The organism is Trinickia acidisoli (assembly GCF_017315725.1).
In the GTDB taxonomy this organism is placed as follows: domain Bacteria; phylum Pseudomonadota; class Gammaproteobacteria; order Burkholderiales; family Burkholderiaceae; genus Trinickia; species Trinickia acidisoli.
The window spans coordinates 1,546,740-1,560,046 of record NZ_JAFLRG010000002.1 but is presented as its reverse complement, the minus strand read 5'-3'; the positions used below and the strand labels follow the sequence as shown (position 1 = coordinate 1,560,046).

General features: G+C 62.8%; 9 protein-coding genes. 5 read left to right on the top strand and 4 right to left on the bottom strand.

Going from position 1 to position 13,307, the window contains the following annotated elements:
* The first annotated feature begins 111 nt into the window (after nt 1–111).
* The 3 genes from J3485_RS25325 to J3485_RS25315 all read left to right on the top strand — a co-directional run bounded on the left by J3485_RS25325 (nt 112) and on the right by J3485_RS25315 (nt 3,137).
* Nucleotides 112–687: a TetR/AcrR family transcriptional regulator gene (locus tag J3485_RS25325; protein ID WP_206957062.1), complete on the top strand. Its 576-nt coding sequence runs from the start codon at nt 112–114 to the stop codon at nt 685–687.
* Nucleotides 688–920: 233 nt separating this feature from the next.
* Nucleotides 921–2,144 (top strand): MFS transporter, encoded by a 1,224-nt coding sequence (locus J3485_RS25320; protein WP_206957061.1) that lies wholly within the window; start codon nt 921–923, stop codon nt 2,142–2,144.
* Nucleotides 2,145–2,177: 33 nt separating this feature from the next.
* Entirely contained in the window at nt 2,178–3,137 is a 960-nt protein-coding gene (locus J3485_RS25315) for a LysR family transcriptional regulator (RefSeq protein WP_206957060.1), read from the top strand.
* Between the two features lie 88 nt (nt 3,138–3,225).
* Here J3485_RS25315 and J3485_RS25310 read toward each other — a convergent pair whose 3' ends face one another.
* The 4 genes from J3485_RS25310 to J3485_RS25295 form a co-directional block, all read right to left on the bottom strand.
* Nucleotides 3,226–3,582 carry an antibiotic biosynthesis monooxygenase family protein gene (locus tag J3485_RS25310; RefSeq protein ID WP_206957059.1) on the bottom strand — a complete coding sequence of 119 codons (357 nt, stop codon included), beginning with the start codon at nt 3,580–3,582 and terminating at the stop codon, nt 3,226–3,228.
* Nucleotides 3,579–4,784 carry a cytochrome P450 gene (locus J3485_RS25305; RefSeq protein WP_206957058.1) on the bottom strand — a complete coding sequence of 402 codons (1,206 nt, stop codon included), beginning with the start codon at nt 4,782–4,784 and terminating at the stop codon, nt 3,579–3,581. Before J3485_RS25305 ends, J3485_RS25310 begins: the two co-directional genes overlap by 4 nt.
* A gap of 122 nt (nt 4,785–4,906) precedes the next feature.
* Nucleotides 4,907–5,866 carry a LysR family transcriptional regulator gene (locus J3485_RS25300; protein ID WP_206957057.1) on the bottom strand — a complete coding sequence of 320 codons (960 nt, stop codon included), beginning with the start codon at nt 5,864–5,866 and terminating at the stop codon, nt 4,907–4,909.
* Between the two features lie 38 nt (nt 5,867–5,904).
* A complete protein-coding gene (locus tag J3485_RS25295; RefSeq protein ID WP_206957056.1) occupies nt 5,905–6,786 on the bottom strand; it encodes an MBL fold metallo-hydrolase in 882 nt (293 codons plus the stop codon).
* A 45-nt stretch (nt 6,787–6,831) separates the two neighbouring features.
* On the opposite strand from J3485_RS25295, the gene J3485_RS25290 reads away from it, so the two are divergent.
* Entirely contained in the window at nt 6,832–7,218 is a 387-nt protein-coding gene (locus J3485_RS25290; RefSeq protein ID WP_206957055.1) for a hypothetical protein, read from the top strand.
* 29 nt (nt 7,219–7,247) lie between these two features.
* Entirely contained in the window at nt 7,248–13,295 is a 6,048-nt protein-coding gene (locus tag J3485_RS25285; protein ID WP_206957054.1) for an alpha-2-macroglobulin family protein, read from the top strand.
* Nucleotides 13,296–13,307: the final 12 nt, after the last annotated feature.

Genomic DNA, 13,307 nt, shown 5'->3' with positions numbered 1-13,307 from the left:
CGAAATGTCCGCTTGACAACGTAGGACGGCCGTCCTAATCTTGCGGCTAAGACGAGCGTCCTAATCGGGCGCGCGGGAGCGCAAAGCGAGCGAGGCCGACAAGGTGCTGACATGAAAGACGAATCGACGCGAGAACTGATCGTCAAAGCGGCAGACAAGCTGTTTTACCAGCGAGGCTACAGCCACACCTCGTTTTCGGACATCGCCGATGACGTAAAGATCTCGCGCGGAAATTTCTACTATCACTTCAAAACGAAGGACGACATTCTCGACGCCGTCATCCATGCGCGTTTGTCGAACCTTCGAACGCTATTGGCCAAATGGGAGGCCGAGGGCAAGACGCCGGTCGAGCGCATTTGTTATTTCGCCCGGACGCTGATCGTCAATCAAACGAGGATCATGCGTTCGGGCTGCCCGATCGGCACGCTATGGACGGAGCTGATGAAGCTCGATCACGAATCGCGTGGCCAGGCGAGCGCGCAGTTCATGTTGTTCCGCTCGTGGCTGCGCGAGCAATTCGCGTTGCTAGGCAAGGAATCGGAAGCGGATATATTGGCGATGCATCTGCTTTCGCGTACGCAGGGCGTGGCGATGCTGGCGAGCGCGTTTGCCGACGAAGCGTTCATTCAACGCGAGGTCGACGGCATGTGCGAATGGGTGGAATCGGTCGCTCGGACCGCATCCTGACGCGAGCCGCTTCGGCGGCCGTCGGCAAGCGTCGGGCACACCTAGCGGCGCACGATCTCGCGCAAGCGCGCATCACGATAAGCGGCTCAAAAAGAAAAGCACACGGCGGCGAAGAGCGCCGCCAGCGCAATCGAATCAAGGCAATAAAGTTAGGAGTCCTAATCATGAGGGCCGGTTTGACGCATCGAGTGCAATGCTCGATGCAACGGTCGTCTTCTTAATGTGGAGTCGTAATGGAAACACGTCATATCACCTCGAGACGACCGCTCTATTGGCTGGCGGTCGGCGCATTCGCGCTCTCGACCGAAGGTTTCATGATTGCGCCGCTGTTGCCGAGTATCTCCAAGGACCTTTCCGTGAGTGTCGGCATGGCCGGACTGCTCGTGACGGTCTTCGCGTTCACGTACGCGATCAGTTCGCCGGTTTTGACGACGCTGACCGGCAACTTGAATCGTCGCACGCTGCTGATATTCAGCCTTGCCGCATTCACGCTTGCCAATCTCTTCGCTTGGCGGGCGACGAGCTTCTATCAATTGATGGGGGCGCGTGTGCTGCTCTCATTCGCCGCTGGGCTGTTTCTTCCCAATGCCAATGCGGTGGCGGGCTCGATCGTCGCGCCCGAGCATCGAGGCCGCGCGTTGGCGATCGTCAACGGCGGCTCGAGTGTGGCGATCGCGCTCGGCGTGCCGATCGGCTCGATCATCGCCAGCTTCGGCGGCTGGCGCACGACGTTCATCAGCGTGGCCGTCATCGGCGCGATCGGCACTGTCGGTCTCGTATTCGGGCTGTCGAAGGAATTCGGCAAGGGACTGCCGACGGCGTCGCTGAGCCAGCGCCTGCAAGTGGCACGGCGGCCCGCTGTGCTGACAGCGCTGATGTCGACGCTGTTCTGGGCCATGGGTGCCTTCGTCGTCTACACGTATATCGCCGAGTACTTGGGCGAAGCGCTAGGCTCGCACGGGGCGCCCACCAGTTTCATTCTGTTCATCTGGGGCGTGTCGGCAGTGAGCGGCATGGTGCTCGGCGGGCGTTTGACCGATAAGCTCGGGTACTACCGGGTGATCGTGCTCGCCTTGACGGTATTGGTTGCGGCGTTCGTCGCGTTGTCGGCGATCGACGCCTACGTCCAGCGGCAAGCCGCGCTCATTCCCGTTATCGTGGCCGTCATTCTCTGGGGCATGTCGGTGTGGGGGTTCATCGCGCCGCAACAAACGCGGCTCATCGGCGTGGGCGGTGTCAGCGTTGCGCCGGTCACGCTGTCGCTCCATGCATCGTTCATGTACGTCGGCTTTTCCGTCGGCTCGGCGCTCGGCGCATACACCCTGACGAACAACGGCGCGGTGCATCTGGGGTGGGTAGGCGGCGTGCTCGAGGCTGCCGCGCTGGCGGTCTTGTTGATGACGGAACGCCGCAAGGTGGCGCGAACGGCTGCCGCGCAGGGGCTGGTGGATGGTTGAAGTATCGAAACGAATCGAATCGATTCGATAGACATGCATACACTCGAGAACATACGGTTGTTCGTCAAGGTGGTTGAAGCAGGCAGTTTCACCAAAGCTGCCGCTGCCGCCTCCGTCACGACGCCTCAGGTGTCGCGCGCCATCGCGACGCTCGAGGCCAAGCTCGGCACGCGCCTGCTCAATCGCACCACGAGGCGGCTCGCCGTGACAGAGGTCGGCAAGCGCTACATGGAGCATTGCCGGCACATCCTCGACCTCGTCGATCTAGCCGAAGTCGAAGCGGCGGGCGCCGCGGTCAATCCGTCCGGGCGGTTGCGCGTGCACGCGAGCACCGGCTTCGGCCGCAAGTATCTGCTGCCGCGGCTCGCACACTATCGCGAACGCTATCCCGACGTGCGGATCGAATTGACGCTCGCGCAGCGCGTGCCGAATCTGCTCGACGAAGGTCAAGACCTCGCAATCGTCGCCGCGAACACACTGAGCGACTCCACCATCGTGTCGCAGCAGATCGGCACGACCTATTGCGTGCTCTGTGCATCGCCACGATACCTGCATTCGAGAGGCATACCGCGGACGGTGCGAGATCTCGGGGAGCATGCCTGTCTGCAGCTCGAAATACCCAACGTGTTGACAGGAGCGTGGATGTTCGACAGCCCGTCGCACGAACTATTTAGTCCGCCGGAGCCTTGGCCGTTCGTCGTCAACGTGCCCGACGCATTGGCCGATGCCATCAAAGCGGGAATGGGCCTCGGCCCTTTGCCGATTCCCACTGCGCTCGAGGGCCTGCGCACGGGCGAGTTGGTTCGCGTGTTGCCGCGGCACAGGTTGGCGGGCCACGGCATTCGCGTGCTCTACCTGTCGAGAAGGCATCTCGATGCGAAGGTCAAGACATTCATCGACTTCGTGAAGTCGGTCGTGCCGCCTGCGATCGAGGCCGACGAAATGGAAATGGAAAACCTCTCCGGATGGGTCGAGGAAGCGAGGGCGGTTTGATCGGGGCCGACGGCGTCAACATCGAATAGATAGGACTCCTATCGAAAGTGCCGCACAAGGCATCACCCGGATGCAGACCGCAGCCCGCTCAATCATCGGCTCGATCATGAACGCGCCGGCTGTCGCCAGGCGCCTGTTCGCGTTCGTTCATGCCGTAGTCGCGTACGACGCCGGCGATACGCAGACGATAGTCGGCGAACACGGAGGCGCGTCCTTGCGCTTGCGCATGGCGATGGGCCTCGATGTTGCGCCATTGAGCGACGGCCTGTTCATCCGCCCAAAACGAGAGTGAAAGCAGTTTGTCGGGGTTGCTGAGGCTTTGAAAGCGCTCGATGGAAATGAAGCCTGGGATGTCGGCGAGCAACGGTTTGAGGCTGGCGGCGATGTCGAGATATTCGTCGCGGTGGCCTGCTCGGGGCGTCACTTCGAAGATGACGGCGATCATGACGCGTTCCTCTCGACGAAGGCGAACTTCGGTATCCGGCTGTTCAACGACGGCCTGTAGGTCCAACGCAGCGCGGGATTGGCGAAGTCGAATTCGCTCGCAACGAGTTCGGCAACGATGCCGGCGGCGATCGCCTGTGCGATCGTTTCTCCGGGGCACGCATGACGTCCCGCGCCAAAACCTGGGAGGGGATGCGCCTCACGGTCGAGCACGAAGCGTTCGGCGTCTTCGAACACGGCTTCGTCGCGGCTCGCCGCAGCTAGTAGGACGAGCACGCAGTCGCCGGACTGCACCGCTACGCCTTCGATGCAAACCGTCTCGCGCGCGAAGCGGCGCGTGTTGTGCACGGGCGGATCGAAGCGAGCGACTTCCCGTATGAAGGCGTGGATATCGGAAGGCGATGCGGCAAGGCGCGCCGCAACGTTTGCGTGCCGCGCAAGCGTGACGACACCGTTGCCGATGAGCCCGGCCGTTGCGTCGAACGTTTGCGAGAACAACCCGAGCAAGTTCGATACCAATGCGTTCGGTAGTTCGATCTCGCGCGCGAGTCCGCCGGCGACGATGCGCTCGACCAATGCCGACCCGGCTGTCGCATTTCGCGTCAGCGCATAGAGCTGAGTTTGCAGCCTCGATGCGGCATCGTGCGCATCGCGAAGCGCTTCGGGTGTGGATGTGGGAGACAGGCAAGCGACGAATTGCCGAACGGTTGCCTCCAGGCCGTTGGGCGCGGATAGCCCTACCAACTCGGCGATGACGCGCACGGGCAGCGCGAAGGCCAAGACATCGAGCAGCGCTGCATCGTCTGTGTTGAATCGCTCGATCGTGGAGGCCGCGTGTTTTCTTGCCGATTGAAACACCGTTGCGCCGTCCACCGCGCTGAGTCCTGCGACGAGCGCTTGGCGGGCGATGCGATGGCCGGCTCCCTCGTTCATGCGGGCAAGGCGCGCAAAGACCTCCCCGGCCGGTTGGCCGGCAATCGCGCGCGGTACCGGCTCGCTCGTGGGGCGCACAGTCAGTCTTTCATTGTCGAGCACGGCCCGTACCGTATGTGCACGCGCCGCGATCCATAACTTCAGCGCTTCGTCGCGCACGATTGGCGCGCGTGCTCGAAGCGCCGCGTAATACGGGAAGGGGTCGGCGTGTATGACGGCTTGTAATGGGTCGGCCGGAACGGTCTGTGTAATGCATGTCGTGGGTGCCACGGGTGCCTCGGCAATCGGAATATGGAGGCAGTGTATGACGCCCGCTTCCACTCATGTTTCAGCGTGAGTTGAAACATGCCGAGGGTAAGGCGGATGGACGAAGAAATACGTCGGGCGCTATATCAGCGGCCGGCATGCTTGGCCTGCGCGCCGTTTGCCTTCAGCACGGCGATCAACCGCGCGAGGGCGGGATTGTCGTTGGTCTGCGGATAGGCAAATGCCAGCGGCAATCGCAATGGAAACGACCGGATGGGGACGAATGCGACGCGCGCGGGAGCGCGCGAACGGTTCGCGGAATTGACGAGCGCGGTACCGATGCCAGCCGAGACGAGCGAAAGAATCGCCGATTCGGTCTGCTCTTCTTGAGTGACGCGCAGCGTGAGTCCGCCTTCGCGGCAGGCGGCGATCAGCGTGTCGTAGTAAGCGGGGTACACGTGCCGCGGGAACGACACGATCGGCACGTCACGCAACTCATCGAGCGATACCGAGCGACGCTTCGCGAGCGGCCAATCGTTGGGCACTGCGAGCACGACTTGATGCGTCGCGAGCACGCGAGTGCAGATGCCGGCCGGCGTATTGCCGAACAGATAGACGAAGCCGCCGTCGAGCGAGCCTGCGAGCAGCGCTTCGTATTGCCGCGGCGTATTGAGCGACGACACGTGAATCGCGAGCTGCGGATGGTCGCGTTGCAGCGCGCGCAGCGCGTCCGGAACGGGGCCGTCCCAACTCGCGTTGTCGTTGACGCCTAGGCGCAGCGAGCCCGTCTCGCCTCTCACGAAGCGTTTGACGGCGAGCGATGCGGCTTGTACGGCTGCAAGGGCTTTACGCGCTTCGCCCAAGTACACCTCGCCGGCGAGCGTCAATTCGACACCGCGTACGGTGCGCTTGAACAGCGTCGCACCGAGTATCGATTCCAGGTCGTGAATCTGTCGCGTGATCGCCGGCTGCGTGATGTTGATGCGCTCCGACGCCAAGCGAAAGCTGCCCGATTCGGCGACGGCGATGAAATAGCGCAGATGACGCAACTCGACGAGTGCGCTGCTCGGTAGGAGATCGAGTGAGCCGTCGATGGGCTGTCGCATGTCGGCAATGTCCGTTGGGCGGTGACGTTGCGCAGATTCTAAGCGGCGAAGCGCCACACGAAGCCGTCATGGCCGTCGCGTGCGATGCGTCCGGTGGATGACCCGGCGAAATGCGACGTAAACACGCTGACGTCATGATCGGCCGCATAGTCGAAGATGCGACGGCGCGAGACCGAGGCCGCTGCCCGGTCGGCGCAAAACGACGAGCTCCAGTCGGGTTCGAGCACTTGGATCGGATGATGAACGACGTCGCCCCAAAACAAGGCGCGCTGTCCTTCCGAAGCGATTTCGATCGACATGTGGCCGACGCAATGGCCCGGCGTCGGAATGAAGCGGATGCCTGGCAGATACGTTCCGCCCTCGTCGCCGATCTCATCGACCAGGCCGGCGCGGATGACGGGCAGCACGCTGTCCTCGAACACCATCATCCGATTTGCCGCAGCAGGCGAATCGTAGAACGCGCGCTCGGCGGCGGCGAACACGTAACGCGCATTCGGGAACGTGGGTATCCACTTGCCGTCGACGAGGCGCGTATTCCACCCCACGTGATCGACGTGCAGATGCGTGATGAGCACGAGATCGACGTCTTCGGGACGAACGCCGGCCGCGGCCAAGCGTTCGAGATAGGGCGTATCCAGTTGATGAAAGATCGCGCCGAACGGCCGGTCTTTTCCGTTGCCGCATGCGGTATCGACGAGGATGACGCGGCCGCCCAGGCGGATGACCCACGTATGCACGCTCAACTGCACCGATGCGAGCGCGTGATCGGCGTGCGCGGGCACGAGCCATGACGCGTTGGCGCGCAAGACCGCGGGATCGAGGGCGGGGAACAGCCGAGCCGCGTCGAAGGCGAACGTTTGCTCGGTCACGCGCGTAATCGTGGCTGCGCCGACCTGGTAGATGGCGGAAGGTGTCGACATGAATGGCTCCCAAGGCGGTGCCGCTTTTATCGTCCGAAAAACGTCGTGGCACATGGCGACACTTTGGCGGATTCTATCCATGCTGTCCAATGCCTTTCAGTACCTATGATGATGCCTTTTAGGCATCGCAAGGTTCGATGCCGGAAAGGCATCGATCACGGCAAACGTCGGCATTGGAAATGTCGTGCCGCGTTGCCGATTGTCGTATCTGACTGGACATTGCAATCGATGTCCGCTTTCACGGAGACGCTTCCATGGCCACGCTTTGCTTCGTCCTTTCATATGTCGATCGTCAGAATCTTGGTGCAGCCGCTCGAGATCGCGTTGCGTTTGTCCGATGCTCAGATCGGGATGCTGCAAGGCGTCGCGTCGGATATCACCCACGCCAAATACGAACTGTCGCTTAACTCGGTTAGAATCGCCCCCAATTGATAAAACAATCAAGCCTGGGAGCATGAGGCATGCGACGCAGCGCGATCAAACGAACGAATAAATGGGTGGCCGCGACTGTTGCGGTATTGGGGCTGCTTGCTGCAACGACGTGGCGCGCCGATGCGGCGCGCATCACGAGCGTATCGCCGCAAGGCAAGGTAACGAAAGTACGTCAGGTCGTCGTGAAGTTCGACGCGCCGATGGTCGCGTTCGGCGCGCCTAATTTACCGGCGCCGGCTGCGATCAAGTGCAACGACCCATCGGCAAGCGCGGGCCAGTCGCGTTGGATCGACGATAAAACGTGGGCCTGGGATTTCGCTGCCGATCTTCCCCCGGGCGTGGCATGCGCCGTCGATTTGAAAGACGGCTTGAAAACGTCGGCCGGCGCGGTGCTCACGGGGCCGAAGCACTACGCATTTCAAACGGGTGGCCCGTTCGTTCAGCGCATCGAGCCATACGGCGGGCAAATCGAAGAAAACCAAGCGTTTCTTTTGTACTTGAACGGGCCGGCCACCGATGCCTCGGTTCTCGAACATATCTGGTGCGAATCGAGCTCCCTGGGCAACCGTATTCCCGTGAAAGACGTCGACGCCTCGACGCGCAAGGCGTTGCTCAAGAACTTCGATCTGCAAAAGGAAGCGGCGCGCGTGCTGACGCTGCAGTGCCAGCAAGCCTTGCCATCCGGTACGAAGGCGCAGCTCGTTTACGGCAAGGGCGTCGCGAGCCCGAGCGGCATCGCGAACGACGTCGAGCGCCGCTTCGATTTCTCAGTGCGCAACCCATTCGCAGTCAATTTCACCTGCGAGCGCGAAAACGCGAAAGCACCGTGCACGCCGTTGCGCCCGCTTCGCTTGGAATTCAACGCGCCCATCTCGCGCGCCGATGCCGAGAAGGTTCGCATCAAAGGGCCCGACGGCGAGATCAAGCCCAAGTTTGCCGACGACGACAAGGACCCGCAAACCGATGCGGTTCAGTTCGCCGCGCCGCTGCCCGAGCGTGCCGACTTGACGATCGTGCTGCCGCCGAATCTGAAGGACGTCAGCGGCCGTGCGCTGACGAACGCCGATTTGTTCCCGTTGAAGACGACGACGGCGCCGCTGCCCCCGCTCGCAAAATTTGCGTCGGGCACGTTCGGCATCATCGAGCGGTTTGCCGAGCCCGGTATGCCCGCACTCGTGCCGGTGACGTTGCGCAACGTCGAAGCGGACCTGCACATCATGGGCCTGAATGCGGGGACGGCGCAGTTCACGACGCTTCGCATCGATTCCGATACGAACATTCGCCGCTGGATGCGCGACGTCGATCGATTCGACAGCTTTACGATGACGCGCAACGAGATCAACGCGGAGATGCCGGCGGTGCTTCAGCACAATCCGCATCCCGTGATCGTGCACGACACCGAGCAGCCTTCGAACGACAACCCGAAGAATCCCGGCATCGACGTGCGCTCGCTGTCGTTGTTGGCAGGTCTGCCGGGCGTCCAAACGTTGACGCTGCCGAAGGCCGATCCCAAGACGCTGCGACCGTTCGAAGTCGTCGGCGTACCGATCGCGAAGCCGGGTTTTTACGTCATCGAGCTTTCGTCGCCCGCGCTCGGCGCTTCGCTGCTGGGCAAGCAGGCGCCGATGTACGTGCGCACAGCGGTGCTCGTGACGAACCTCGGCGTTCATTTGAAGCAGGGGCGCGAGAACAGCGTCGTTTGGGTGACGACGCTCGATAAAGGCGATCCCGTACCCAACGCCGACGTGCGCGTCAGCGACTGCAACGGTGCGCAAATCGCAGCGGGCAAGACGGATGCGCACGGGCTTTTGACCATCGACGGCCCGCTCACGGCGCGTGCCCAATGCAAGGACGGCAGCTTCGAGGGCTTTTTCGTGTCGGCACGCGTCGACGATCCGAAGACGGGGCACGACATGGCCTTCGTGCGCTCGGATTGGAATCGCGGCATCGAAGCGTGGCGCTTCAACGTGCCGACCGATACGAGTCTCGAGCGGACGGTGCGCGTCCATACCGTATTCGATCGCACGCTGTTGCGCGCGGGCGAGACCGTTTCGATGAAGCACTTCGTTCGCGTCGAAACGATGCACGGTCTCGCATTTCCGAAGACCTACCCCACCCGCCTGACGATTCGTCACCTCGGCAGCGGACAAACGTGGCATTTCCCGCTCAAGTGGGCCGCCGATCATACGGCGGACTCGACGTTCGCGATTCCGGCGGCGGCCAAGCTCGGCGAGTACGACGTGTCGCTCGACGACGGCAAGCTCAGCAGCGACGCAGCGGCCACCAACAGCGGTGGTGCGGGTGACGAAGACGACTCGCCGGCCAACAGCTACGACTCGGGCAGCTTCCGCGTCGAAGAGTTTCGCCTGCCCGTCTTCAAAGGCTCGATCGGCGTGCGCGACGAAAAGGCCCATCCGCTCGTCGCCGCCAAGCAAGCGCCGCTGACGTTGCAGATCGACTACACGTCGGGCGGCGGCGCGGCGGGTTTGCCGGTGCAAGTCTCTGCGCTGATGCGAACGACGTCGCCTTCATTTGCCGATACGTACCCCGACTTTAGTTTCGAACCATACGTCAAGCCGCAGGACGGTGCGACGTCGTCCCCGTCCGACGACGAATCGCAAACCGACGCGCAAGCCGACGACGATTCGTCGAAGCTCATCGCCGACAAAGAGCCCGTGACGCTCGATCGCAATGGATCGGGTTCGATTACGCTGAAGAATCTGCCGCACGTTCGGGTACCGAAAGCGCTTCAACTCGAAGCGACGTTCGCCGACCCCAACGGCGAAGTGCAGACGATCAGCGGCGAGACGATGTTGTGGCCCGCGGCGGTGGTGGCCGGCGTGAAGTCGGGGCAATGGGTGTCGGTTGGCAATAGCGTGCCGATCAAAGCGCTGGCGCTCGACTTGCAAGGCAAGCCGCATGCCGGCGTGCCGCTCGAAGTGCGCGGCATTGCGCGTATCACCATCTCTACGCGCAAACGGATGGTCGGCGGATTCTATGCGTACGACAATCGCACCGAAACGAAGGATCTCGGGGTGCTTTGCAGCGGCAAGAGCGACGACCATGGTTTGCTCGCCTGCGATGCCAAGCTCAATCAAGCCGGTAACATCGATCTCGTCGTCACGGCGAAGGACGGCGACGGCAACGCATCGACGGCAACGACCTCCGTGTGGGTCACGCGCGAGGAAGACCTCTGGTTCGGCGGCGAGGATACGGATCGTATCGACGTATTGCCGGAAAAAACCTCGTACGAGCCCGGCGAGACGGCGCGCTTCCAAGTGCGCATGCCGTTCCGTTTCGCCACGGCGCTCGTGGCGGTCGAGCGTGAGGGCATCATCGAGACGCACGTCGTGAAGCTCGACGGCAAGGACCCGACGGTGTCGTTGAAAGTGCAACCGGATTGGGGGCCGAACGTTTACGTCTCGGTCTTGGCATTGCGAGGGCGGATTCACGAGGTGCCTTGGTACTCGTTCTTCACTTGGGGCTGGAAGGCGCCGCTCGAATGGGTGCACGCGTTCTGGTACGAGGGCCGTCATTACGATCCGCCGACCCCGCTCGTCGATCTATCGAAACCCTCATACCGGTATGGGCTAGCCCAAATCAAGGTAGGCACGGCGGCGCACAAGCTCGGCGTCACGGTCGTGCCCGATGCCAAGACTTATACGGTGCGCGGCAAGGCGCACGTGAAGCTGCACGTGCAAATGCCGAACGGCAAGCGTGCGCCGGCCGGCACGCAGATCGCGGTCGCGGCTGTCGACGAAGCGCTGCTCGAGCTGATGCCGAACGACAGTTGGGACTTGCTCGATGCGATGCTGCAGCAGCGCTCCTATGGCGTGGAGACCGCAACGGCGCAAATGGAAATCGTCGGGCGCCGTCACTTCGGGCGTAAGGCCGTGCCGGCCGGCGGCGGTGGCGGCCACAGCCCGACGCGCGAGTTGTTCGACACGCTACTGCTGTGGAATCCCCGCGTGACGCTCGATGCGAACGGCGATGCGACGATCGACGTACCGCTCAACGATTCGCTCACGAGTTTTCGTATCGTAGCGATCGCGGCGGTCGGCGATGGGACGTTCGGGACGGGCAGCACGACGATACGCAGCACGCAAGATCTGCAACTGATCTCAGGGCTGCCGCCGCTCGTGCGCGAAGGCGATCGATTCCGCGCGCAATTCACGGTACGCAACACGACGGCACGCGCGATGAAGGTCGTGGTGACGCCCGACGTACCCGGCGTGCCGCTGCAACCGCAAACCGTCGACGTCGCGGCCGATTCCGCGCGAGAGGTTGCGTGGATGGTCACGCCGCCGGACGGTATTTCCGATGCCATGCTTCCGGCGCTGACGTGGACCGTCGGCGCAGCCGAGCAGGGCGGCCCGCATGCAGCCGATTCGCTCAAGGTGACGGAGCGTGTTGCCGCCGCGATTCCCGTGACCGTGCAACAAGCGACGCTGACGCAGGTCGACGGTACGTTCACTCTTCCGGTTGCCGCGCCGCCGGACGCAACGGCGACGCAAGCCGGTGCGGTGCGCGGCGGCATCGCCGTATCGCTGCAGCCGAAGCTTTCCGATGGTCTGCCCGGTGTGCGTCGATGGTTCGAGCGCTACCCGTACGGTTGCCTCGAGCAGTTGACGTCGCGCGCGCTGGGGATGGCGGACCCCGTGCAATGGCAGGCCGTGCTGGCGAAGATGCCCGTCTATCTCGATCGGGACGGCCTAGCAAACTACTTTCCGCCTAGCGAGGACAGCGGCAACACGGGCAGCACGGTGCTGAGCGCCTATCTGCTATCGGTCACCAACGAAGCCGCGAAGGTCGATGCGCGCTTCGCGCTGCCCGACGATTTGCGCGCCAAGCTCGAAGCCGGCCTCGAGAATTTCGTCGAGGGCAAAATCAAGCGCAACGTCTGGGCGCCGCGTCAAGATCTCGATTTGCGCAAGCTCGAAGCGATCGAGGCCTTGTCACGTTATGGCGATGCACGCGCGAGCATGCTCGAATCGATCGAAATCGCGCCGAACCAATGGCCGACGTCCGCGGTGCTCGACTATGACGCGATTCTCACGCGCGTGAAGGACGTCCCGCAGCGCGACGAGAAGCTGGCGCAGGCCGAGCAAATCATCCGCTCTCGCTTGACGTACCAAGGCACGCGCTTGACCTTCTCGACGGCCGACAACGACGATCTCTGGTGGTTGATGACGGGTTCGGAAACGAATGCCGCGCGTACCGTGTTGACGTTCGTCGACTCGCCCGGCTGGAAGGACGAGATGCCGCGTCTCGTCGCGGGCCTGCTCGCGCTGCAAAGCGGCGGCGCATGGTCGACGACGACTTCCAATCTGTGGGGGCTGCTTGCCGTCGAGGAATTCTCGCGCGCGTTCGAAAGCACGCCCGTGACGGGGCAAACCAAGCTCGAACTCGGGACGACGTCGAAGACGATCGCATGGAATCAGTCAGCGACCGCAGCGGCGAATGCCGCATCGGCCACACCGGTGACGAAGACGACGAACACGCGCAGCGAATTGTTGCCGTGGCCGCCCGAGGCGCACACGGGGCCGGTTTCGTTGACGCTCACGCAGCAGGGCACCGGCAAGCCTTGGGCGACGATCGAAAGCCTCGCTGCCGTTGCGCTCAAAGCGCCGTTCTCGGCCGGATACCGAATCACGAAGACGGTGACGCCGATCGATCCGGCCGTGAAGGGGATCTACACCCGCGGCGATATCCTGCGCGTGCATCTCGACATCGATGCGCAATCGGACATGACGTGGGTCGTCGTCAACGATCCCGTGCCGGCGGGCGCGACGATTCTCGGCTCCGGTCTTGGTCGCGATTCGCAGGTGGCGACCGCGGGCGAGAAGTCGAGCGGCGACGTATGGCCGGCGTTCGTCGAGCGCAGCTTCGACGGGTATCGCGCTTATTACGATTACGTACCGAAGGGCAAATTCTCGGTCGAATACACGATCCGATTGAACAATGCCGGCACGTTCGGTCTGCCGCCGACGCGCGTCGAAGCGCTTTACGCGCCGTCGACGTTCGGCGTGCTGCCGAACGCGAACGTCGCCGTGCAGATGCCGGCGGCAAAGCAATAGAGCGACGTTTAG